This window comes from Rickettsia endosymbiont of Ixodes scapularis (assembly GCF_000160735.1).
In the GTDB taxonomy this organism is placed as follows: Bacteria; Pseudomonadota; Alphaproteobacteria; order Rickettsiales; family Rickettsiaceae; genus Rickettsia; species Rickettsia tamurae.
On record NZ_CM000770.1, the window covers coordinates 1,686,945 to 1,710,630 of the forward strand.

The following is a 23,686-nucleotide window of genomic DNA, read 5'->3' on the forward strand; positions in this document are numbered from 1 at the left end:
ACTATTTTTATAACTTACACAAACTTTCTGACACCCCCCTAATATTTACAATAACCCATATTTAAAGAAGATAGGTCATGGTGGTTACTTTAATACAACTACAGGTTATTTGATACACTTAAAAGCTGCTCAAAAACTTCTTGAATATAGCAAAAACCTTACTTTAGAGATTGATAATGTAATATACCAAGCTTTTATGCATAATGAAGTGCAAGCCTATGTCACTTCGCCTTTTTTAATACATGCAACATTTAATTATATTTGAAATGGGAAGAGCACATTAAATAACGTAAATTTTACAACCTTAATCTAGGTTTTGTGGATATTTCTAAACAACGCGAGTTTCGAATTAATATAGCATAGGATTTAGCATATCAAGAGAGATGTAATAGAAGGTTTATTATCAGACATTTGATAATTTATCAGTGCTGCAACCATATGCACAAAGGCATTTGTAACTGATCTATGCCTTGAATGCTCAAACTTCCCCAATAGTTTAATTTTACTAAACACAGATTCTATTAATGCTTTTTTAAGCAATAATATTTTATCCAACATAGACATAAGTTTATTTTTCATATTTTTCTTTACCCTAGTTACCATAAAAATTCCTTGCTCTAAAAGTTGTAGAAATAATTGTTGCGAAATATAACCACGATCTCCGAATACTTTACCAAAAAGATTTTTGATTATCAGTTCCAGCTGTTTTCTATCATCCTTATTGCCAGGGCTAAAAGATGCTTTAACTATACCACCGGCTCTATTAATTATTAGATGTAGTTTAAGTCCATAGAACCAACCTTTTGTTGTCTTACTGCTTGCTGCTATGCCGGCGAACACTTTATTCATTGAAATACGGTATCTCTTACATACCTCTATACTACTTGAATCTACAAAAGAGAGTCCGTCACACTGATCCAAAATAGAATTGAATATTAGTACTAATAGTGGTAAATGTGGACCTATTATTTTTATAAATTGACTATAGCTTACTAATTGAAAATCTCTTTGATGATGAATTCATATTTGCTTCAGATAATAATTCTTAAAACAATCATAAGATGACTGCCAGTAGCCTATTATAATTGTTATTACCTCACTTCTGTTCAGTCGACTTTTAGGACCAGATTTGTTGTTATGGTTAGTAATTGAATTTGTATGCTTGTCTAATTCTTGAAAAAAATCATCGACGTAACAAAATATTTCTGTAAAATCCATTATCATAGGTTATTGCTCTTAAAGTTTTTTCAATAACCTATAAACTTTTTTCTAATACTATAAATACCATATTTTAATTAGCAATTTGTATTTTGTACTCACTTTATAACAAAAACAGTATTATCAAGATCCCCGTAACCCAGTTACTATCAGCTATTCAGCGACTTTTTGAATACGAAACTCGCGTACTTTAGGCTTTTGCTTATAAAACGTTACGTTCATTTGATGTATTGCTTCAAAGCCTAAATAAATTTTAATACGTTCTAGAATAATATCTTGATAATAAGGTAATTCTGCTGCCGTAGCATTATCTTCTGCTTGTATAAACAGCGTATTAATCTTTTGTTTTTTATAAGTATAGGTGGTGATTTTTAAAGGTAATACTTTAGTACTGAAGTTAAACCCGACTATTTTATTCCAGTTAATCATGATTTCAGGCAGCAATGGATGTTGTTTGGCAAATATACGTCTAACTATTTTATCAATATCCTCTTTAATTAGCTTCATTTTAATAAACTCTGCACTGTTAAAGTTATGACGGCTAAAGCAAGCATTATAGATATTACGGAAAAATGTAAAGATGTAACCGATATGATCATTAAAAATATATTACAAACTGCTATAATCGATACTACTTGTTTATGAGACTTACCTTTTTGTACTGCTTTTTGGAAAAAATGCTTTAAATGAGGCTGCCAAATTTTTTCTTTATTGAGTAGCCGAATTAATATGGTTAGTACGGCATCGGTAATGTAATATAAGCTAGCAATAGCACAAGCTATAAATAAATTAGTGCTTGTAAGAGCAAGCAGGAGCAAGCAAAGACCCGTTAAGAATCCAAGGCTAATACTTCCCACATCTCCTAAAAATATTTTTGCCGGATGCCAATTAAATATTAAAAAACCACAAGAACAACCAAGAATAATAACATTTACACTAGATATAAAATACGAGTTATCAATAGTAGGAAATTGTAAAAAACATAATATAAGCATAGTGCTAGATAGATGAATAGATTCTATGCAGCTCATACCGTCTATACCGTCCATAAAATTATATATATTAATAAAGCCGCTTAAAGCTATAACTAAAATAGAATATATTAGTATATGGACGGAATTTACCTGTGAAAAAAGAAAAATAGCAAAAGCTGCACAAATTAAGTGGACTATTAAACGAATTAGAATAGGTACGGCTTTTAAGTCATCTAAAAAAGAAACCGAGGAAATTACCAATAATAAAGGTAGTATTTTTGTTGAATTAATAAGATTATTGCTTGTTATATATTCAAATCCGCTCAAAGCAATCATTACGACAATTACAATAGCAAGACCGCCGCCGCGCGGTGTTATCTTATCATGAGAGCGACGACTACTCGGTACATCAACTAAACCGATTGCAGGAAGATATTTAGTTAATATATATGTTAATATAGCGGTTGCTATAAAAGAAAAAATAAATAGTAGACTTCCTGCATAACTTGCTCCTAAAGGTAATTTGTGCGTCAATCCGGTACTCGCATCCTCACGTACTAAAGTGTACGCTGCGGCGGCAAGCGCTCCCGTGTTTCCTGCAAATTCCTCTTTATTAGCTACGTTATGCAGGAAGTCTAAAGTGCTATAGCTATTTATATTCATAGTAACATATTAGATTTAAAACTATAATATTTGTTATTACTTATAATGACGTGATCATGTACTATAATATTTACGGTTTGGCATGTCTCTACTATCTTATTTATCATATGAATGTCGGCTTTTGAAGGTTCAAGGGCTACCGCTTGGATGATTATGCACAAGTATAAGGCTGCTTACTTCGTTAAATAAAGCTCGTTTAATTATCTCACGTGGATATACCGCAGCTTGGTCTATAGTTCCTTGACTTAAAACCTCATCGGTAAAATATTTTTCTTATTCAAAAATAATATACGAAATTGCTCGAATCGCATATTGCCCATATTAACTTTTAAATAATCAATCAAAGAACTCCAAGAAGCAATAATATTTTTATTTATTATTTTTTGTTTCAATACTCTATTTATCAACTCACGTATTAGAGCAAAATTAATATATAAATTTTCATTATTACCTTTAATACTAAGTAGCCTTTCTTTATCAAGATTAACTAAAGAACCCTCAGCTATAAGCTGAGGGGTTATAAAGTGGAATCGATTAGAAATCGATCATCATTCACAGGTTCACCTTCCTGTTCATCAATATAGTGCTGTATCATTTCATCAGTTATATTACCTGAACTGACCGCCATATAGCCCCTAGCCCACAAATGATTGCCCCAAAATTGTTTTCTTAAATGAGCAAATTCTTGCAATAAAATTCTTGAGCTACTACCTTTTAAATACTGTACTAACTTGCTAAGAGATATTTGTGATTTATATGAGATAAACATATGCACGTGATCACATGATATTTTCCCTGAAATTATATATACTTCATGTTCCATACAAATCTGCCTTAGTAAATCTCTAGCCCTTTCCGCTACTTTGCCTATCAATACTCTCTTCCTATATTTTGGTATCCATATAAGATGTACTTTTAAATCATACTGACTATGACTATTCTTTCTATAACTTCTCATGTTTCTTGATATAAATTCATTGCTAAAGCAATTTCATTATATCTTCCCTTCGCCTGAAGGCGAGGGATTTCTTATCCCCGAAGGGGGACATTAAATCCGTAATATCAAAATGGTCAAGTAGCTTTTTAGCAAGAGGCTTTACGTCTTTACGAGGGATAGCCGAAAATAACATTACTTCAAGTAATTCGTAATCGGAAAAATGTTCTGCTCCGGCGGTAACGAAGCATTCTTTTACCCTTTTACGGTGACCTATATAATGAGGCGTACCTATTTCATCATTACCGAATTCTATCAAATTATTTTCTAACATTGTGTGAATCAAATTGAATATGGAGGGTATTTTAATTTTTTCGGTGATAACGTAAATATTTCAAAACCGTCTTTAGTCACGCCTATAGTATGCTCAAATTGAGCCGATAATGATTTATCACGTGTAGTAACCGTCCATCCATCTAGTTTACTTAATATAGTGTCGTAATTACCGGCATTTATCATAGGTTCAACGGTGAAAAACATCCCTTCTTCTAACGTTATACCCGTGCCGCTGCGACCGTAATTTAATATTGACGGTTGGTCATGAAAAACTCTTCCGATACCGTGACCCGTATAATCTCTAACCACAGAATAATTATGTTTCTCGGCATAGCTTTGAATAGCATGTCCGATATCACCGAGTTTAGCACCGGGTCTAACTACTTCAATCCCTTTCATCATTGTATCATAAGTTACTTGAATAAGACGCTTTGGCTTAATTGCTACGTCACCAACATAATACATACGGCTAGTATCACCGTACCAACCGTCTAAAATTACCGTAACATCAATATTTACTATATCACCGTTTTTTAATGGCTTATCGTTTGGAATGCCATGACAAACCACATGATTTATAGAAGTACAAATCGATTTCGGAAAGCCTTTGTAATTTAACGGTGCAGGAATGGCATTATTAGAAGTAATAAAATTATGACAAAGGTCATTTAAACTATTAGTAGTGACGTTCGGCTTTACGTAATCAGTAATAAAATCGAGTGTCTCTGCAGCTAATTTCCCAGCTGCTCGCATCTTTATGAAATCTTTTTCCGTATGGATTTTTATAGTCATGAATTTTGGTTACCTTTCACTCAAGTAAAAAAATGTATTTTTTATAATACAAAATGGTTCTTTTAATGTAAATAACTTATCCTATTATTGAGAAGTGCTGCTATGTTACTTGATTTAGGTTTTGGATATTATATAATTGCTAATATAATTATTATTTAACATAATGGGTGTAGTTAGGTTATTAATTTGCTCTTTCTGTTGTGGCTGCACATTCAAATTCTCATCCATTTCTTAAATTTGTAGGTTCAGAAATCGCAGTACAATCTTTTTTCATGATTTCCGGCTTTTATATGGCTATGATTCAGAGCAATTATACAAGCAAAATAAAATTTTGGAAAAGTAAATATTTAAGGCTTTATCCTACTTATATCTTTTGTATTTTAGCTACTTTCCTCTTGCAGCAAAAATTTTCTTTTTTAAGGCAATTGTATAATCTTCCATTTCCGGCTGTTTTTTTATTTTTACAAACCTAACAATGTTGTTTCAAGATGTAACAATGTTTATTGGAATTAATAATAATACAGTACATTTTACAAAATACTTTACTGACTCCACGCCTCCTCTTTATCAATTTTTGTTGATACCTCCTGGTTGGTCAATTGGGTTAGAAATTTCTTTTTATTTAATAGCACCTTGGATTCTAAAAAAGAAAAATATCTATATTTTATCCATAATTTGTATATTTTTAATTACTAGAATTATTCTTCAGTTTAACGGATTTATAGGAGATCCTTGGTCTTATAGATTCTTTCCTTCTGAACTTGCAATTTTCTTAATCGGTAGTCAAGCATTTTATATTTATTCTAGTAAAGAAATAAACGAAAAAAAGCCTTGGCTTAGTCAATTACTCTATTTATATATTATATTAATAATTATTACTTTTCCGTTTATCCCAATAGAGCCTCAACTAAAAAAAATTACTTTTTTATTGTTTATTTGCTCTATCTTTAGGAAAAATATTTGACTTAACCAAAGATAATAAGTTAGACAAATTAATTGCTTTACTCTCTTACCCAATATATTGTTATCATTTAATTGTCTTGTATAACATATTATCTGCTATTTCATATTGGGCTGATAATGGGAAATTTCTTAATACGTTGGTTACTTTTATAACAGTAATAATTATTTCTTTTTTAATTTATTTCTTTATTGAAAAGCCTATAGAGTATTATAGAAAAAGATATAAAACTCATAATTTAGCTTAATATTTAAAACTATGCTATATTACATAAATAAAATTCTTTCAAACAATAAGGTACAAGCTATTATCTTAGGGATAATCGGGCTTGGTATTGTTACTGTTCTCACGTCATATAATATAGACGATCCGTCTTTTAACTCGGTCACAACAGAGTACCCTAGTAATTTAGTCGGAATTTTTGGCTCTTATTTATCGGATTGTTTATATCAATTTTTTGGATTGGCTGCTTTTATTATACCGCTTGCTTGCTTTGTTTGGGTGAGAAATTGTTGGTATGGAAGATATCGCGGCTCATTTATCCGTATATTTGTAATGTTGCTCGCTCTCGTTAGCAGTAGCACGTTATTATCTAAGATTAAGCTAGAATTCATACCGGCAAATGCAGGAGGAGCTATTGGAATAATAGCTTCTAATTTTTTTGAGCGATTTACAAATCAACTATACTTATTATTAATATTTTTTACCTTTATTATATTAGTTGTTTTACTTGAAATTAAATTTACTTCTTTAAGTAATTTTATTATTAAGCTAGGTAAATTTTTAATCTATCGGGTACAATCTTTTTTACATAATGTATTTTCACGATTGTCGTCGATAAGATTATTCCCTACTAAAAAAAGTGATAAGATAAATATAACTTCTTCTTACCAAAAGCCTGTAAGTGAAAAAGTAAAATTCACTGAAGAAGCAAGACCCATACCTGCAAATCCTATAAAATTCTTTAGCAAACCTGTTAGCCCTAAAATATCTCAAAGCGAAATAGCAGAATTGCCGCCTATTTCCTTATTACGTGATCCTGAAAACCATCATGTAAAAGGGGCTTCTTCCTCAGAGCTTAAACAAAAGGCTGAAGAGTTATTAACCGTGCTTAATGATTTTGGAGTTAAAGGGCAGATAATTAATATCAATCAAGGACCGGTGGTAACTCAATATGAATTTGAGCCGGCGGCAGGTACTAAAACATCAAGGGTAGTAGGATTATCTGGCGATATAGCACGCTCACTATCTGCTTTATCAACAAGGATAGCAGTCATACCCGGCAAAAACGTACTTGGTATTGAGCTTCCTAATAAGCAACGTGAATTCTTTTGTTTGAAAGAGCTTATAGAGACTCCCGAATACCAAGACAAATCAACTTTATTGCCGTTAGTCTTGGGTAAAGATTTAGCAGGTAAGCCGTTAATTGCCGATCTTGCTAAAATGCCTCATTTATTAGTAGCAGGAACCACCGGCTCAGGTAAATCCGTCGGTATTAATACGATGATTGTATCGCTCTTATACCGCTATACTCCCGAAGAATGCCGCTTTATCATGATCGATCCGAAAATGCTTGAATTATCGGCTTATGATGGAATACCGCATTTGCTAACTCCCGTGGTAACCGAGCCTTCTAAGGCGGTAGTTGCTCTTAAATGGGCAGTTAAGGAAATGGAAAACCGTTATAGAATGATGAGCAATATCGGTGTTAAGAATATCGCAGGTTATAATGCAAAAATCTTAGAAGCGGTTAAAGAGAATAGAGTAATTGAGCGTTCGATTCAAACGGGTTTTGATCCTGAAACCGGTAAGCCTATTTACGAAACCGTTACGATGAATATGGAAAAACTACCTTACATTGTGGTTATTGTTGATGAGATGGCTGATTTAATGCTAATTGCCGGTAAGGATATTGAAATGCTGATTCAAAGGCTTGCTCAAATGGCAAGAGCGGCAGGCATTCATATTATTATGGCAACGCAAAGACCTTCTGTAGACGTTATTACCGGTGTTATTAAAGCCAATTTTCCAAGTCGTATTAGCTTTAAAGTTACCTCTAAAATCGATAGCCGAACGATTTTAGGCGAGCAAGGCTCCGAGCAGTTACTTGGTATGGGTGATATGCTATTTATGGGTAATACTTCAAAGATAAGTAGGGTACACGGACCGTTTGTTAATGAAGCCGAAATTGAGAAAATTACGGAATATTTGAAAGAGACCGGTACACCTGAATATATCTCTGCCGTTACCGAGCAGCCTGAAGAAGACGATAGTAGCATTGATATCGGTGACGGCACATCTGATGAAGTGCTTTACAAAAAAGCCGTGCAGATAGTGCGTGACGAGCGAAAATCTTCCATTAGCTATATCCAAAGGTCGCTTAGAATCGGCTATAACAAAGCCGCCAACTTAGTTGAGAAGATGGAGAAAGAGAGAATAGTCTCACCACCGAATCATACAGGTAAAAGAGAGATATTATTACCTGAGAGGTAAATGTCATTCCCGCGAAGGCGGGAATCCAGTATTTTTAGCTGTCATACCGTGACTTGACCACGGTATCTTGTATCACAGGCTGCGTGACAATCTCGTCAAATATCCTGAGATTGCTTCGTCAATTACTTACGTAATTTCCTCGCAATGACGACTCGGTATCTACATTTATCATTGACATTATTAATATATTTTAATAATTGCCGCCGCAATATATTAAATAATGGAAATAATTCAATGACTACCTCTAACACTGGAACCAGACACCCAAGTTACTATGCCTCAGCAAAAATTACCCCTAAAAATTATATAATATCACGTCTTAAAGCTTTAAAAGCTAAGATAGCGAAAGTAAACCCGATGGCTGTAAGAGATAATAAATGGTCGGATTTACATATAGCGGTAGGGTCTAAAGAAATAAAGTTAGTAGAAGCTTTGTGTAATGAAAAAAATATTAATGTCCCCCTTCGGGGATAAGAAATCCCTCGCCTTCAGGCGAAGGGAAGATATAATGAAATTGCTTTAGCAATGAATTTATATCAAGAAACATGAGAAGTTATAGAAAGAATAGTCATAGTCAGTATGATTTAAAAGTACATCTTATATGGATACCAAAATATAGGAAGAGAGTATTGATAGGCAAAGTAGCGGAAAGGGCTAGAGATTTACTAAGGCAGATTTGTATGGAACATGAAGTATATATAATTTCAGGGAAAATATCATGTGATCACGTGCATATGTTTATCTCATATAAATCACAAATATCTCTTAGCAAGTTAGTACAGTATTTAAAAGGTAGTAGCTCAAGAATTTTATTGCAAGAATTTGCTCATTTAAGAAAACAATTTTGGGGCAATCATTTGTGGGCTAGGGGCTATATGGCGGTCAGTTCAGGTAATATAACTGATGAAATGATACAGCACTATATTGATGAACAGGAAGGTGAACCTGTGAATGATGATCGATTTCTAATCGATTCCACTTTATAACCCCTCAGCTTATAGCTGAGGGTTCTTTAGTGCTACAGATGCTAAATGTAGAACTCCTTTGGAGTTAGCAATACTTGGTTATGATTTAGAAACAGTAAAATTTTTAGTTCATATGGGAGGAAAGATTGCTCCTAACATGTATGGTTGGTCTGCTATTCACTTAGCAATAAAAATCGGTAATGTGTAGAAATGGTAGAATATTTATATGAGAATATGGAATTTCAAAAGTATAGCATAGGCAATTAAGATAGTGATATTAATAAAAGGATATGGTAAAGTAATTAGAAAATAGTTATGCCAAGTCCATATTCATATGATTTAAGAAAGGGAGTGATTCAATATATTGAGTCAGGGAAAAGAATAATAGAAGCAAGTCAAGTATTTAATATCAGCCGTAAAGTAATATATGATTGGAAGAAATTAAAGAAAGAAACAGGAGATGTTCAATTAAAAACTGGCTATCAAAAAGGGCATAGTCATAAAATAACAGATATGGAAGGATTTAAAAAATTTTTGGAATCTAATAAAGATAAAAGCAGTCGAGAGCTAGCCATCTTGTATCCTAGTAAAGTGTCAGCAAGAACTATAATAAACATGATTAGAAAAGTTGGTTACAGCTATAAAAAAACTTTTCTTCATCCCAAAAGAAATCATAAATTAAGAAATGAGTTTATAGAAAAGATAACCACCATAGACAAAGATAAACTAGTGTTTTTGGATGAATCAGGAATAGAAGATAATGCGTGTCGAGAACATGGCTGGAGCCCAAAAGGAAAAAGATGTTATGGTGAAAAAGTTTATCAGCACAAACACAGAATTAGTATGATTGCTGGCCTATTTAATAGCAATATTGTAGCACCTCTAATATTTGAAGGCAATTGTAATAAAGCTATTTTTGAGACGTATGTCAAGGATATACTCATTAAAGAATTAAGGGCAGGACAAGTCGTAGTAATGGATAATATTAATTTTCATAAAAACTCTAAGGTAAAAGAATTAATTGAATCGGTAGGGGCAAGTATTTTATTCCTTCCTACTTACAGTCCTGACCTTAATCCTATAGAACATTATTGGTTTAAAATTAAACATCAAATTAACGCGAGTTTCGTATTAATAGAGGAACTGAATAGCTGATAGTAACTGGGTTACGAGGATATTAGTAATTAGTAAAATTATTAATCTTAAATTCTATCTCTCTCGATTTAGAAAAACGAATTGAAATTTTAAAATATGTGACAGATAAATTTGAAGATAACACGGATTCTATTTGTCATATAACCACCCAACTTTTTAATTTTTGTAAAAATATGACAAAGCCTGAAGTTATAAAATATTTTATTGATTATTTAGAACCTTGGAAAGGATTACCTATTTTTTGGTGTTATAATTATATGCTTCCTATAGGCGAAGTTTCTTCAAAACTACCTAGCCATGATTATGAATAATATTTAAATCAATAATAAAAATTCTAAAATAATTCTAGAAATTTTATAATTTAGATGATATAAAGTTAAGCCATAAGCGGAGAGATGGCCGAGTGGTCGAAGGCGGCGGTTTGCTAAACCGTTATATGGGTCATACCGTATCGAGGGTTCGAATCCCTCTCTCTCCGCCAATCTGGACAGTGAGCCAATTCTTGTAGTTTATTGAACGGGAAAGCCAAGGAGTAATCAAGGTTTCCGCCTTTCAAATTTAGGTTCGTAAATACAAATTATCGCCTTATTTCCTTTATTTAACAAGGATTTTAGCTATTAATACAAACCTACTAATTATGTTCTATGCTATTCATATGTTAGTTTACACTAGACTTTTCTCTAATATTTTCTGTTACTTATACGTTATTTTCTGCAAATTTCACCAATTTTAGCCATTTTTTTCTAAAAATATGACGAGGGGCTATTCCTCGTAAATAAGGGATTTGGGAGACTTTTTATAAAAATTTTTTTAAGAGAATATACCAAAATTTTTCAGTTTTTGTGTATAAAAATTTTACTTATTACCGGAATTGAGTGAGGATTTAAATAACGCGAGTTTCGTATTAAGATGCCTAAATTATGGTTAATGAATATGCTATAATGCTTATCCTTTCAAGGTTTGTAAGAGGTGTGACAAGTTTTACAATTTAATAGTTATAGTCAAAAAAGACAATTTACTAAAAATTTATGCAGTTTTAAGTACATTTTATAACAAAAACAATATTACTAATATCCTCGTAACCCAGTTACTATCAGCTATTCAGTTCCTCTATTAATACGAAACTCGCGTTCATTTAAGAAAACAATTTTGGGGCAATCATTTGTGGGCTAGGGGCTATATGGCGGTCAGTTCAGGTAATATAACTGATGAAATGATACAGCACTATATTGATGAACAGGAAGGTGAACCTGTGAATGATGATCGATTTCTAATCGATTCCACTTTATAACCCCTCAGCTTATAGCTGAGGGTTSTTTAGTTATAGGTTCTTCATAATTAGCAATAATATTCCGGATTATATATATCTTTGAAGTTATTTTGCAGCATATTTTTTACTGCTTTTACCGTATTTTGATTTAGATAATCAAGCTCTAATATATGAATATTGGTAAGTAGTAAACTTGTATGATCTATTTTATTAAAAGGAGCAACATACCATGGATATTCACCTCCTTTAATGCATCTTTCAATAAGAGCAATTTTTCTATAACATTCTTCTCTTAAAAATGTATTATTACCGTCTAATAAAGCTAAATTTTCAGCTCTGTTATTCTGTCATTTAAATAGCTTCGCCAATCACTAGTTAATAATTCTAGCAATTGCTTAAAAAAACTAAAACTAATTTTCATATAATAATATTAAGTTAATTTAAAACTTTATAAGTCAGAAGCTATTAGAGACAGTTATTTGCTAACGTTATCTAAAAAATTCTGTAGTTCTTCTAAATTAGTTATATTACTTAACTTATATGGATAATTAATTTTTCGGAGCATATTTGTTAGTACGCTTCCGGCACCTATTTCTACTATATGAGTTATATCTAAGGTATTAAATAGTTCTAAAGTTTCACGCCATCTAACTCGCCCGCATATCTGAAGAATTAAATTTTGTTTGATTTCTGTAGGATCTAGAGTAGGTTTTGCGGTATAATTTTGGATTACCGGTATCAGAGGCTTATTAATTACAGCTTTATCAAGAGCTACTCGCATTTTTTCTTCTGCCGGCTTCATTAAGCTACAATGAAATGGAGCACTGACTTTCAGCTTTATCGCTTTATAACCTAAATCTTTAATTATACTAATAGCATGATCTATAGCTGTAGTCTTGCCGCTAATAACTATTTGTCCTTCGATGTTATCGTTGGCAATTTGGCATAAATTTATTTTGTTGATATCTTCTAATATTTCTTCAAGTTTTTGAAGCGGAATATTGATACAAGCTGCCATGCTTCCCTCACCTTCAGGACATGCTTCCTGCATAGATGTACTACGTATATGAAGTAGTTTTGCTGCTGTCTCAATACTAATACTTTCGGTGCTACATAAAGCACTATATTCGCCTAGAGAATGACCGGCAGCATAATCGCAAAGACTATCCAAACTTTTATCGGTTTCAGTTTTGATAATATTTATTATTGCCATAGATACCGCCATTAATGCCGGTTGTGCGTTAGTGGTTAAGGTAAGTTCTTCAGAAGGTCCATTAAAAATTATATCAGTGAGTTTCCGGTTTAGTACTTCATCAACGATTTGAAAGGTTTCTTTGGCGGGTTTAAAATTATCGTAAAAATCCTTTCCTATGCCGGTCAATTGCACCCCCTGACCGGGGAAGATAAAAGCTATTTTCATATTTTGTATTATCGATTGAGTTTATTAATAGATTTTATTAAAATTTTCTAAAATAGTCCTTACTACATGACAATTTTTAGAGATATAAGGACTAAAGGATTGAATTTTGCTGATAATTCATGATGATAACGGGGAAAGAACTTGGTTTACATATGAAAGATCATTCCGCCCCTCTAGTCGAATTATTACAAAAACATATTTCGCTTAATTTATCAAGAGCAAAATGTTTAGGATTATTTATCATTTCAATGCTTAACAGCAGGACAGTAAACATGTCATTGTTATGCAATAGAATGCCGTCTGGGATTAAAGCAGCTTCATGGTATAGAAGGATGCAAAGATTTATCTCTGAAATCTCAATATCATGGAGAGTATTACCTGTTATGTTAGTCATGATGACTGGGTTTGAGCAGGAGCAAAAATGGGTATTGTGTTTAGATAGAACGAATTGGAAATTTGGTAAACGACATATAAATATTTTATATTTAGCTGTCAGTTTTCATGGTATAGCGATCCCCCTTTTTGGAATTTTCTAAGTGATAAAAAGTGTGGTAACTCTGATTATATTGAGCGTATTGATCTGATGGAGTGTTTTTTAGAAGTTTTTGACAAAAACCGCATTGAAGCATTAACCGCTGATAGAGAATTTATAGGTAAGGAATGGCTCTCTTGGCTTAGAACAAATCAAATAAGATACGTTTTTCGAGTTAGAGAAAATAGACAATATATCAGTAATGCAAGGGGAAAAATGGTTAAAATACAAGAGTTATTTCGCCCTCTAGCCATAGGATCGCATGTGAGTTTGTCACAACGTAGAATTGGTACAAAAGGTGAAATATTTAATGTAGTAGGGATCAGAAATAAGAAGAGTGAACTTGCAGTCTTAATACATAGTGATGAGATCAAAAATCCTGCTGAGATATATGCTCAAAGATGGCAAATTGAAACAATGTTCAAAGCTTTTAAATCAGCAGGATTCAACTGTGAAGCAACTCATATTACTAATGATTTACGATTAGATACATTGATGCAAATATTGTCTATTGCATTTTGCCTAGCTTATCAAACTGGAGAGATTATAGTTTTAGATAAACCAATAGTTATTAAAAAACATGGTTATAGGCAAAATAGTATATTTCGTGTTGGATTAGATACATTGGTTAATATCTTGTATAATATTTCTACTCAATTAGTACGTTGGATACAGCTGTTGTCCTTGATATTCCAATATCCAAAGATGATAAAATGAAAAATTGTCATGTAGTAAGGATAAATCTACTAAACTCTTAAAATCATCGGGTAAATAATATTCCAAAAATTCTTGTGCTGCTACCGGGTCGTTCATTATTATTTTTACTAATGAATCGTGTTTTAATTTTTTAGCCATAAAATATCTAGTAGCTTTATTTTGTGGCGTATTTTATCTTAAATTATCTATAATATCCATATTTATTTAAATCTAAAGTATAATATGCTAATTCTAAACAAACTTTTACTTACCATTAAATTAATACGGGCGGATAAGCCGGTAGCTTATTTGTTGGTTTTTTTCCCTGCTTTATTTGGGTTATTGCTTGCAAATCCTTCTAACACGGAATTAGCTCATTTATTACCATTATTTATCTTAGGAAGCATAATGACAAGGAGTAGCGGATGTATTATTAACGATATATTTGATAGGAAATTTGATAAGCATGTCGCAAGAACTAAAGATCGACCTTTAGCTAGCAAGGCTTTATCTGTTTCTTATGCTATTTTTATACTCTTTATTCTTAGCGTTATCTCACTTTGTATTTTGCTACTTTTAAACAAAACAGCCATATATACAGGTTTTTTTGCGGTAATAATGATTAGTCTATACCCGTTAATGAAACGTATTACTTATTTCCCGCAAATCTTTTTGGGATTTAGCTTTAAGCTAGGGGCATTAATAGCTTATGCAGCAGTTCAGGATAAACTTGATATGGCAGCGATTATTATGTATATAGCATGCTGTTTTTGGGCAATCGGTTATGATACGATTTACGGATATATGGATATAAAAGACGATAAGAAAATAGGAGTGAAATCGTTAAGTGTATATTTAGAGAACAAGCATCCTAAGCTTTGGCTTTATATATGTTATATAGGTTGTATATTGTTATTTATTCTAGCAACAAAAATGGCTAACCATAATATCGACTATTTACCTATTTTAGCTGCTTTAATTATACTAATATTGCAAGTAGCAACTCTTGATATTGAGAACCCAACTGATTGTATGACAAGATTCAGAGCTAATAATTATGTCGGGGTACTTTTGAGTTTGGTATTTTGTTAAAAATGAATTATTGTCATACCGTGGCTTGACCACGGTATCCAGAAAAACAACTTATAACATACATTAATTGTCTATTTTCCCTGGATCTCGTGAATAAATCACGGTATGACAATAAAAAAACCGAGCCATACAACAAAGCCAATGCTACGCGGGAATGACATCAATCCATACAGGCAAAACTGCTAACAGCCCACAAGGTTACAATCGATATTACCGCTATATAAATCGCAATTGATAAAGAGCTGCCGGTTACATGCCATAGCATTAGACAGATTGACGGAGTAAGGCGTCCGATTAATGAAGCACCTATACTACTGCCGATACCTACTAACATATATTTATCGGCAGTTTTAAATAAATCATTTAGCCAGCAGTTCAAAGGTGCCAAGAACCCGACACCGAGTATTATAATCCAAATACGTACAAAATTAACATACCATATAGATGAATTATTCAAGAATAGCCATAAAGGAATTATGCTTAAACTCATTAAAATAAGAGTACCGTTTAGTATTTTAAGGTAATGTAGCTTTTTTGTTAGATGCCCTATTATCGGAATCATAATCATATCAAAAATCAGAAACTCGGTATTAAATTTCATCATTATTTCCAGTGATATATCAGTGATAAGCGGAATAAAACTATTCATAAAGACGAAAGGCACTATATAAGTCATATATGAGAAACCTATGGCAAAACTAATGCGTAAGATACTTAGTTTACTGTTCCAAATTGTAGTTAAGTCTTGTAATAGTGATGATACTACGTCATTGCGAGGAGAGGATTGTGTCATACCGTGGCTCGACCACGGTATCCAAAAATTACTTAAAGTAATTTTATATTTTTTATTGGATCCCGCGGTCAAGCCGCGGTATGACAATGAGGACTTTACTACAATATCCTCGCTCTTCCTTAAAAAATAACCTATAAGAGCCGTAAACCCGCCAAATATGAAGCATAAACGCCAATATTCATTATACTCTATATTTAAAACTATAGTGCTGATAAATGAAGCAAGAATAATACCAAGCATAGTAGATGTTTGATAAAGGTAAGAAGCTTTAAACGCTTTTTTTTCTTCTTTATTCTCTAAAATAAATAATTTAGCAATGGCACATTCACCCTCGGAATATACTCCTTGCAACGTTCTAAGCAAAACTAATAATAGCGGTGCAAGCCATCCTATTTGAGCATGTGAAGGTATTAAACCGATTAGGCTAGTTGTTAAAGCAACGCCGATTAAAGAATGAGATAAAGCAAAAACACCGCCGTATTTTTTAGCGATAACACCGAAAAAATAAGAACCGATCGGGCGAGTAAATAAAGACGTAGCAAGAACACTATAGGTAAGTATTAAAGCAACGACTTTATCATGATTCGGGAAAAAAATACCTACAAGTAGAGGGGCTAGAAACCCATAAAGTGCGGTATCAAAATGATCCATTGCATTACCGATTAGGATCGAAAAATCCCTTTTGCTTAACGAATTGTTCATCTATTAATAATTTAAAATTTATAATGGATTATACTCGATGAACTTGAAAAATTGGCTGCGTCGTCTTTGTAAGTCCTCGGATACTCACGTATTAATATACGTTCCGCTCCTCGGCTTACAGACTCCTTGCTCTTTTCCAAGTTGATCTTCGTATAACCGCTCTTCATTTTGTAGCAGTATATAAGTATGTAATCTTCCTTGTAAATATTTTTTTAAGAGATATGATTATAAAGTTATAGCTTAAAGTAATTGTAATTAATGAATAATTTGAAACAAGGAAAGTTTATTACATTTGAGGGAGGGGAGGGAATCGGCAAATCTACCCAATCTCAAATGCTCTATGAATATTTAAAATCTCAAAATACTCCCGTTATTTTAACTCGTGAAGTCGGCGGTACCTTAGTTGCCGAAAAAATGCGTGAAATTCTAGTACATGAAGAATTACTACCCATGTCCGAGCTATTACAAGCTATGGCAGCACGTTATGATCATATGGCACGGAAAATTATACCGGCTCTACAAGAGGGGCATATCGTAATATGTGATAGATTTATTGACTCAACTGCATGTTATCAAGGATTAGAGCTAGAAAACGGCATAGATTTAGTTTATAATTTGCACAAAACTTTAATGCCTTCTCTTATGCCGGATATTACGTTTTTTATTGACGTAGAGCCGGATACTGCTATTAAGAGAGTCAATTCACGAAATATGAGCAATAAATTTGACATAAGAGGTATAGATTTTTTTATAAAAATCTATGATTGCTTTAAAGAATTAAGTAATAGATTTCCTGAAAGAATAAAGACAATTAAAGCTTCAGATTTAAGTCCACTTGAAGTACATGAGTTAATAAAAAAGCATTTATGAACAATACTTACTACATTACTACCCCTATATATTACGTTAACGATGTTCCCCATATCGGTCATGCTTATACTAGTGTTGCAAGTGACGTAATCGCTCGTTTCATGCGACTTCGCAGTTTCGATGTAATGTTTTTAACAGGTACTGACGAACATGGGCAGAAAGTAGAAAAAGCAGCTATTAATAAAAATATTGACCCACAAAAATTTACCGATCAGACATCCGAGAGTTTTCGTCATCTGATGACTGCTATGCATATTTCCAATGATGATTTTATCAGAACAACGGAAAACAGGCATAAAGAAGCTGTAGCTGTTTTTTGGCAGAAATTACTAGATAACGGCACTATTTATGAAGGTTTTTATGAAGGATGGTATGCAGTGCGAGATGAGGCTTTTTATGATGAATCAGAGCTAACTGAAGGTAAGCTTGCACCGATGGGTGCTCCAGTTGAATGGGTTAAAGAGCCTAGCTATTTCTTTAATCTTTCAAAATGGCAAGATAAATTGCTTGAGTTTTATGAAGCAAACCCTGATTTTATCAGACCCATATCAAGGCGTAACGAAGTAATTAGCTTTGTTAAATCAGGTCTAAAAGATTTATCCGTATCACGTACTACTTTCAATTGGGGTATCAAAGTCCCAAATAATGAAAAACATGTAATTTATGTTTGGCTTGATGCACTGGCTAATTATATTTCGGTCCTTGATTATCCTGATGAACAAAGTAATTACGGTAAATTTTGGCCTGCTAATTTACATGTAGTCGGTAAAGATATCTTACGTTTTCATGCCGTTTATTGGCCTGCTTTCTTAATGGCTGCAGAAATCCCGCTGCCGAAGACAATTATGGCTCATGGTTGGTGGACGAATGAGGGGCAGAAAATCTCTAAATCTCTTGGTAATACCATTGATCCGATTAAGTTAATTGATGAATTTGGCGTTGATCAAGTTAGGTATTTTCTGATGCGTGAAGTAACTTTTGGTGCAGACGGTAATTTTGCTCGTAGTAATTTAATTACTCGGATTAATAGCGAGCTATCAAACAAGATAGGTAATTTATTACAGCGTACTACAGCTTTTGTTTATAAGAATAATGACGGCAAAGTACCGCTACTTACGCAAGATGTCATAGATAAAATATATGAACTACCGATTTTAAAAAACGCAAGTAAATTTGCCGAGCAGAATATTTTATTGATGGATAAAACAGAGATTAATAAAATTCTTGAAAAGATTATTAATTTGGCCGAAGAGGCAAATATCTATATTGATAGCGAAGCACCTTGGAATTTGAAAAAAATCGATCCTGATAAGATGCTAGAAGTGTTATACACTTTACTAGAAGTTTTACGTTATATTGCAATAATGCTTCTGCCTTTTATACCAAGTTCAGCAAATAAAATGCTTGATCAGTTAGGGGTAAATAAAGAAGAACGTCTATTTAAGCATTTAGTACGTGACTATGCTTTAACGGCGGGTAGCAATATTTTAGAACCTACCATAATATTTCCAAAGTTTGAATAGTGTGTCATGTTAATAGATTCACATTGTCACCTTAATTTACTTACCAAAGATACGGATTTAGACTCTGTCATTCAAAGAGCATTAGAAAATAATGTGCAGTATATGCAAACTATCTGCACTAAAATTGAAGATTTACCGATTATTTTAGAGATAGCTGAAAAATATGAAAATGTTTTTGCGAGTGTTGGGGTGCATCCGTGTGAAGTGAATTCTTTTATTAGTCATTGTAATGACACTGAGGCAATTATTATGCTAACCCAGCATCCAAAAATTATCGGAATCGGTGAAACGGGGCTTGATTATTATCATCAGCCTTACGATAAAAAATTACAGCAAGATTCGTTTGTAGCACATATACATGCGGCGTCTAGCACAAACCTACCTATCATTGTTCATACAAGAGAAGCAGACGAAGATACTATTGATATTTTAACCTCGGAAATGCGTAATAGTAAATTTCCTGGGCTAATCCATTGTTTTACCTCATCAAAAAATCTAGCAACAAAAATGCTAGATATCGGTTTATATATTTCAATGTCCGGTATTATAACTTTCAAGAATGCAACCGATTTGCAGGAAATAGTTAAATATATACCGCATGATAGGTTATTAATAGAAACCGACACTCCTTACTTAGCTCCCACGCCTATGCGAGGCAAACAAAACGAACCGGCATTTGTTAGGTATGTCGCTGAAAAAGTTGCCGAACTCAAAAATATCACATCAAAAGAAGTAGCAAATGTTATTACTCATAACTTCAAAACATTATTTTCTAAATTTGAAAAATATATAAATAATACTTTATAAAATCATCAAGATTGATAATTTAAAGTTGAAATTTTTAAAATAACATGTATATTTTATAGTATTTCAATTATTAATATATTTAATATGGAATTTAATCGCAAAAATGCCATCATTGGTTTTTTAAAAGAACATGAAGATCAGAAATTTACCCCCTACAAAATAGCAAAATGGCTTGTAGAAAATTATCCTGAAGAAGCTGGACGTAAAGCGGCGGCAAGTAGAAATAAGAGGATAATAGCAGCAAGAACTCAAGAAGAAAAAATTAAGGAAGTTATAAAGGCTTATGCAGGTGAAATTAGTAGAGGTAGGTTTAATGAGTGGAAATCAAAGCCTAATATTAGAATAGAGTCAGAACCTCAAGTAAGGTTATACTATAGTCAAAATCCTGATTATCAAATTAATAATGAACAAGTAACAAACCTTAAAAATAAAGTAAGCAAAGAAAATAATATAACTGAAGAAGAAGCATATGAAGTACTTGAATTATATCTTGATGAATTAGGTATCTATAATATGCAAATTAAACATAATTTTTCTTCAAACAAACAAGGAGCCGGAAGTAATATATGGTTACATCCTGATTGGGTAGGCATGGAAGTTCTTAATAAAAAATGGAGTCCGCTAATTAAAGATTGTGCTAAATATTATGGAGGAAAACAAGCAAGGCTTTGGTCCTTTGAAGTAAAAAAGAAAATAAGCCGTAGTAATGTAAGAGAGTCTTTTTTTCAGGCTTTATCAAATTCATCATGGGCACATTATGGTTATTTAGTCGCACCTATTCTAGACGAAATTAGGTCCGATACATTGATGAACAGGAAGGTGAACCTGTGAATGATGATCGATTTCTAATCGATTCCACTTTATAACCCCTCAGCTTATAGCTGAGGGTTGTTTAGTTATGCCGATGTTACCGGAATTAAAATTACTTCCTATTGAAAAGGCATTTTTATTACATGACAATTGATTAGTTAGATATTAATAATTAGTAGTTATCATATCGATAATAGTTATTATAGCTAATATAATAATTATACAAACTAAATAAAGTAACAATATGAAAAGTATTAGTAGTAAAGAAGCTCAAAATCATTTTGGGGAGTTGATGAATCAAGCAGTAAAATCACCGGTAATTATAAATAAATACGGTAAACCCACAGTAGTTCTTATATCACATGAAGAATATGAGAAATTTAATCAGCTTGAAGATATGTATTGGGCAATGCAAGCAAAAGTGGTTTTTTATCAGAGGAAGAGAGTAAGGATTCTTTAAATAAGATATTAAAGGAATAAATATGACTTTAATATTATCAAAAAGTTCACAAAAGTTTATTGAAAAGTTAGATACGAAGCAAGCACGGCAAATAGCAATTAAGATTAAAGAATTGTGTGAATTAATAAACCACCCTAATGATAGTAAGCTTTTAAAAGGTTTAACAGAACAATACTATAGAGTTGATGTAGGAGAATTTAGAATAATTTATCAAAAAGATAAAATTAAAACATATATCTTTCTTATAACCTCAATTCTGGATTAGATAATTTTTAGATATAGCTGGTTTGTTAACGCGAGTTTCGTATTAATAGAGGAACTGAATAGCTGATAGTAACTGGGTTACGAGGATATTAGTAATATTGTTTTTGTTATAAAATGTACTTAAAACTGCATAAATTTTTAGTAAATTGTCTTTTTTGACTATAACTATTAAATTGTAAAACTTGTCACACCTCTTACAAACCTTGAAAGGATAAGCATTATAGCATATTCATTAACCATAATTTAGGCATCTTAATATGAAACTCGCGTTAATTGGTAAAAAAGACCGACTAATCCAATATTCAGCAACTTTACAAAAATCATCGACAAAACAAAATAACGCGGTAATATCTTTCTTCAAGGGGATACTCTTGTTTTTTTGCTAAAAACTTATATAGAATATCTTCTATCCCTTGTAAATACTTCCATTCCCACCTCTTTTAATCCAGAATTCGGGTTTTTAGGAAAAAGAAATGATGGAGAAGTTTATAAATTATTTAAAAGAAAAATTAAATAGTTCATAATTATAACTTAACTTTTCTAGTAGGGCTTTTATCTCTTTGAATATCAAGTTTTGTACCAAATAGCGGAGAATTTTGTAAAAAATCAATAAGGGAAGATTCTTGTGAATTTGTTATAATGCTACACAAACGTTTGTTTTCGTCTAATACTTCTAGATTTACTTCGATTAAAGGCGGGGATAGTAGGTGCTTAATAATTTCATACCATTCTATTAAAATTAAATTACCGTTTAATGCTTCTTCAAATCCAAGTTCATAAATTTCTTCAGGTGATTTTAGACGATAAAGATCATAATGATAAATATAGTCAATTGATCCACGTTTACTGCTTCGTTGCTCGTCGTCTCGCCTATTAGTATATAGGCTTCGCTCCTCACGCCTGTCATCAAACGAGTCTGAATTGACTATGGTGAAATTAGGAACTTGATATGTTTGCAGTAAGTTAAAAGTCGGGCTTATAATGCTTGTATTTTCACCGCAAAAATATTTAATAATTTCACGACAAAAAAATGTTTTACCTGCTCCAAGGTCACCGTTAAATAAAACTATATCATTTGGTTTTAAGCTTTGTGCTAAAAGCTTTGCAAGTTTTTTTGTCTCTTCTTTGCTATTTAGTGTATGCATTTTTTAACTTGATCAATCATTTGTAAATATTGGTTCTGAAAAGTGCTTGAATTAATATTCTGAACATTCCAGTTTTCGCTATTTAATATTATTATTTTAGCGTTTAATTTATCGTATAATCGTGAATTTTGTTCGTTACTTAAAATAAGACATTTGTTATTAGACTCTTTAATTAAATCTTCTAGCTTGCTTATATATCGGAGGCTTTTTTGACTTTCGCTATATAATTTTGCAGTTTTAATATTAGTATTAATAAAAAAATACTCGCTACTGTCACTTAATAAAATTACGTCTTTTATCGTTGCAAGCTCGTTATTTTTAATTTCTTGTAGTTTGTTTAATTCTTTAAGTGCTGCAAAAAGGTTATTATTAATATCTTCTTGTAGCTCAGGAAAATTTTCGCTAAATATTCGTGCAAATTCTTGTAGTAAAATCGCGGTATTATTAAGATCAGGCCAAATATGCCAATTATCTTTTATAGTGGTTAAAGATTTAATATCACTGATTTTGATAATGTTTTTGCTATGATTATCAATTAATTTCTCGGCAAAACCGTCAAATTGTTCATTAATATAAATTGCTATATCGGCATTTTTAACTTTTACTAAATCACTAGGTTTTAAATTATAATGATGCGGACAGTCACTACTAATAGCTAAGCTCTCAATATCCGCTTTATCTTTAACAAGCATCGAAACAATACTACTAATTGGCGTAATACTTACAACTATCTTAGGCTTAGCATAGCTAGTAAGGCTGAAGAATAGTAGATATAGTATGATTAAAATTTTAACTTTTATGTCATTGCGAG

Annotated in this window: 28 protein-coding genes, 1 tRNA gene and 3 pseudogenes; 20 read left to right on the forward strand and 12 right to left on the reverse strand. The window is 32.2% G+C overall.

The features are described from left to right. The first annotated feature begins 109 nt into the window (after positions 1 to 109). Positions 110 to 265 carry a glycosyl transferase gene (locus REIS_RS15990; RefSeq protein WP_008581091.1) on the forward strand — a complete coding sequence of 52 codons (156 nt, stop codon included), beginning with the start codon at positions 110 to 112 and terminating at the stop codon, positions 263 to 265. A 101-nt stretch (positions 266 to 366) separates the two neighbouring features. Here REIS_RS15990 and REIS_RS11410 read toward each other — a convergent pair whose 3' ends face one another. The 7 genes and pseudogenes from REIS_RS11410 to map form a co-directional block, all read right to left on the reverse strand. Further along, complete coding sequence (locus REIS_RS11410; protein ID WP_083787731.1) at positions 367 to 1,020, reverse strand: IS982 family transposase; 654 nt, start codon at positions 1,018 to 1,020, stop codon at positions 367 to 369. A gap of 351 nt (positions 1,021 to 1,371) precedes the next feature. After that, a complete protein-coding gene (locus REIS_RS08540) occupies positions 1,372 to 1,725 on the reverse strand; it encodes a DciA family protein (protein ID WP_008581093.1) in 354 nt (117 codons plus the stop codon). Beyond that, positions 1,722 to 2,855, reverse strand: coding sequence for a palindromic element RPE1 domain-containing protein (locus REIS_RS08545; protein ID WP_008581096.1), 1,134 nt, complete (start codon positions 2,853 to 2,855; stop codon positions 1,722 to 1,724). The genes REIS_RS08540 and REIS_RS08545 overlap by 4 nt, the downstream gene beginning before the upstream one ends. Further along, positions 2,842 to 3,247, reverse strand: a pseudogene (locus REIS_RS13315) (JAB domain-containing protein). The gene REIS_RS08545 and the pseudogene REIS_RS13315 overlap by 14 nt, the downstream one beginning before the upstream one ends. 125 nt (positions 3,248 to 3,372) lie before the next feature. Next, on the reverse strand, positions 3,373 to 3,813 hold the full coding sequence (gene tnpA / locus REIS_RS08550; protein ID WP_008579210.1) for an IS200/IS605 family transposase: 441 nt from the start codon (positions 3,811 to 3,813) through the stop codon (positions 3,373 to 3,375). Positions 3,814 to 3,835: 22 nt separating this feature from the next. Further along, positions 3,836 to 4,123: a hypothetical protein gene (locus REIS_RS08555; RefSeq protein ID WP_008581101.1), complete on the reverse strand. Its 288-nt coding sequence runs from the start codon at positions 4,121 to 4,123 to the stop codon at positions 3,836 to 3,838. An 8-nt stretch (positions 4,124 to 4,131) separates the two neighbouring features. Beyond that, entirely contained in the window at positions 4,132 to 4,917 is a 786-nt protein-coding gene (map, locus tag REIS_RS08560) for a type I methionyl aminopeptidase (RefSeq protein ID WP_008581103.1), read from the reverse strand. Positions 4,918 to 5,117: 200 nt separating this feature from the next. Here map and REIS_RS17520 point away from each other — a divergent pair, with 200 nt between their 5' ends. From REIS_RS17520 to REIS_RS08605, 10 genes and pseudogenes are all read left to right on the forward strand, one after another. Then, a complete protein-coding gene (locus REIS_RS17520; RefSeq protein WP_371256071.1) occupies positions 5,118 to 5,390 on the forward strand; it encodes an acyltransferase family protein in 273 nt (90 codons plus the stop codon). A gap of 23 nt (positions 5,391 to 5,413) precedes the next feature. Further along, complete coding sequence (locus tag REIS_RS15995) at positions 5,414 to 5,881, forward strand: hypothetical protein (protein WP_241760899.1); 468 nt, start codon at positions 5,414 to 5,416, stop codon at positions 5,879 to 5,881. Positions 5,882 to 6,136: 255 nt separating this feature from the next. Then, entirely contained in the window at positions 6,137 to 8,371 is a 2,235-nt protein-coding gene (locus tag REIS_RS08570) for a DNA translocase FtsK (RefSeq protein ID WP_008581108.1), read from the forward strand. 234 nt (positions 8,372 to 8,605) lie between these two features. Next, positions 8,606 to 8,845: a hypothetical protein gene (locus tag REIS_RS08575; RefSeq protein ID WP_040614747.1), complete on the forward strand. Its 240-nt coding sequence runs from the start codon at positions 8,606 to 8,608 to the stop codon at positions 8,843 to 8,845. 71 nt (positions 8,846 to 8,916) lie between these two features. After that, the gene (gene tnpA, locus REIS_RS08580; protein WP_008579210.1) at positions 8,917 to 9,357 is read left to right on the forward strand and encodes an IS200/IS605 family transposase; all 441 of its coding nucleotides are present in this window, start codon (positions 8,917 to 8,919) and stop codon (positions 9,355 to 9,357) included. 37 nt (positions 9,358 to 9,394) lie between these two features. After that, positions 9,395 to 9,603: pseudogene (locus REIS_RS16000) on the forward strand (ankyrin repeat domain-containing protein); the annotation flags it as partial. Positions 9,604 to 9,651: 48 nt separating this feature from the next. Further along, entirely contained in the window at positions 9,652 to 10,491 is an 840-nt protein-coding gene (locus REIS_RS13320; protein WP_008581113.1) for an IS630 family transposase, read from the forward strand. A 173-nt stretch (positions 10,492 to 10,664) separates the two neighbouring features. After that, a complete protein-coding gene (locus REIS_RS16005) occupies positions 10,665 to 10,802 on the forward strand; it encodes a hypothetical protein (protein ID WP_241760900.1) in 138 nt (45 codons plus the stop codon). Between the two features lie 78 nt (positions 10,803 to 10,880). Next, positions 10,881 to 10,972: transfer RNA gene (locus REIS_RS08600), tRNA-Ser, on the forward strand. Positions 10,973 to 11,635: 663 nt separating this feature from the next. Continuing rightward, positions 11,636 to 11,782: pseudogene (locus REIS_RS08605) on the forward strand (transposase); the annotation flags it as partial. A 454-nt stretch (positions 11,783 to 12,236) separates the two neighbouring features. Here the strand turns inward: REIS_RS08605 and fabD are convergent. Beyond that, positions 12,237 to 13,181 (reverse strand): ACP S-malonyltransferase, encoded by a 945-nt coding sequence (gene fabD / locus REIS_RS08610; protein WP_008581117.1) that lies wholly within the window; start codon positions 13,179 to 13,181, stop codon positions 12,237 to 12,239. A 119-nt stretch (positions 13,182 to 13,300) separates the two neighbouring features. Between fabD and REIS_RS13330 the strand changes: the two genes are divergently transcribed. Next, positions 13,301 to 13,717 (forward strand): hypothetical protein, encoded by a 417-nt coding sequence (locus REIS_RS13330; protein WP_008579269.1) that lies wholly within the window; start codon positions 13,301 to 13,303, stop codon positions 13,715 to 13,717. A gap of 38 nt (positions 13,718 to 13,755) precedes the next feature. Then, the gene (locus REIS_RS13335) at positions 13,756 to 14,430 is read left to right on the forward strand and encodes a transposase (RefSeq protein ID WP_241760926.1); all 675 of its coding nucleotides are present in this window, start codon (positions 13,756 to 13,758) and stop codon (positions 14,428 to 14,430) included. On the opposite strand, the gene REIS_RS17525 is transcribed toward REIS_RS13335, so the two are convergent. Further along, positions 14,371 to 14,568 (reverse strand): Rpn family recombination-promoting nuclease/putative transposase, encoded by a 198-nt coding sequence (locus tag REIS_RS17525; RefSeq protein ID WP_037214032.1) that lies wholly within the window; start codon positions 14,566 to 14,568, stop codon positions 14,371 to 14,373. The genes REIS_RS13335 and REIS_RS17525 overlap by 60 nt on opposite strands. An 84-nt stretch (positions 14,569 to 14,652) precedes the next feature. Between REIS_RS17525 and ubiA the strand changes: the two genes are divergently transcribed. Next, positions 14,653 to 15,501 carry a 4-hydroxybenzoate octaprenyltransferase gene (ubiA, locus tag REIS_RS08620; RefSeq protein WP_008581119.1) on the forward strand — a complete coding sequence of 283 codons (849 nt, stop codon included), beginning with the start codon at positions 14,653 to 14,655 and terminating at the stop codon, positions 15,499 to 15,501. 160 nt (positions 15,502 to 15,661) lie between these two features. Here the strand turns inward: ubiA and REIS_RS08625 are convergent, their stop codons facing one another. Beyond that, positions 15,662 to 16,996, reverse strand: a complete 1,335-nt coding sequence (locus tag REIS_RS08625; protein WP_008581121.1) for an MFS transporter — start codon at positions 16,994 to 16,996, stop codon at positions 15,662 to 15,664. Positions 16,997 to 17,254: 258 nt separating this feature from the next. Between REIS_RS08625 and tmk the strand changes: the two genes are divergently transcribed. The 6 genes from tmk (at position 17,255) to REIS_RS08655 (ending at position 21,731) form a co-directional block, all read left to right on the forward strand. Next, entirely contained in the window at positions 17,255 to 17,866 is a 612-nt protein-coding gene (tmk, locus tag REIS_RS08630) for a dTMP kinase (protein WP_008581123.1), read from the forward strand. Next, on the forward strand, positions 17,863 to 19,389 hold the full coding sequence (gene metG, locus REIS_RS08635; protein ID WP_008581125.1) for a methionine--tRNA ligase: 1,527 nt from the start codon (positions 17,863 to 17,865) through the stop codon (positions 19,387 to 19,389). The genes tmk and metG overlap by 4 nt, the downstream gene beginning before the upstream one ends. Before the next feature lie 6 nt (positions 19,390 to 19,395). After that, a complete protein-coding gene (locus REIS_RS08640) occupies positions 19,396 to 20,196 on the forward strand; it encodes a TatD family hydrolase (protein WP_008581127.1) in 801 nt (266 codons plus the stop codon). Positions 20,197 to 20,280: 84 nt separating this feature from the next. Beyond that, positions 20,281 to 21,027, forward strand: a complete 747-nt coding sequence (locus REIS_RS16010) for a hypothetical protein (protein ID WP_008581129.1) — start codon at positions 20,281 to 20,283, stop codon at positions 21,025 to 21,027. Between the two features lie 223 nt (positions 21,028 to 21,250). Continuing rightward, positions 21,251 to 21,466 (forward strand): type II toxin-antitoxin system Phd/YefM family antitoxin, encoded by a 216-nt coding sequence (locus tag REIS_RS08650; RefSeq protein ID WP_008581130.1) that lies wholly within the window; start codon positions 21,251 to 21,253, stop codon positions 21,464 to 21,466. A 22-nt stretch (positions 21,467 to 21,488) separates the two neighbouring features. Then, positions 21,489 to 21,731: a type II toxin-antitoxin system RelE family toxin gene (locus REIS_RS08655; protein ID WP_008581132.1), complete on the forward strand. Its 243-nt coding sequence runs from the start codon at positions 21,489 to 21,491 to the stop codon at positions 21,729 to 21,731. A gap of 523 nt (positions 21,732 to 22,254) precedes the next feature. Here the strand turns inward: REIS_RS08655 and tsaE are convergent. After that, positions 22,255 to 22,875 (reverse strand): tRNA (adenosine(37)-N6)-threonylcarbamoyltransferase complex ATPase subunit type 1 TsaE, encoded by a 621-nt coding sequence (gene tsaE, locus REIS_RS08660; protein ID WP_008581133.1) that lies wholly within the window; start codon positions 22,873 to 22,875, stop codon positions 22,255 to 22,257. Beyond that, positions 22,863 to 23,675, reverse strand: coding sequence for a metal ABC transporter solute-binding protein, Zn/Mn family (locus REIS_RS08665; RefSeq protein ID WP_040614840.1), 813 nt, complete (start codon positions 23,673 to 23,675; stop codon positions 22,863 to 22,865). Before REIS_RS08665 ends, tsaE begins: the two co-directional genes overlap by 13 nt. Positions 23,676 to 23,686: the final 11 nt, after the last annotated feature.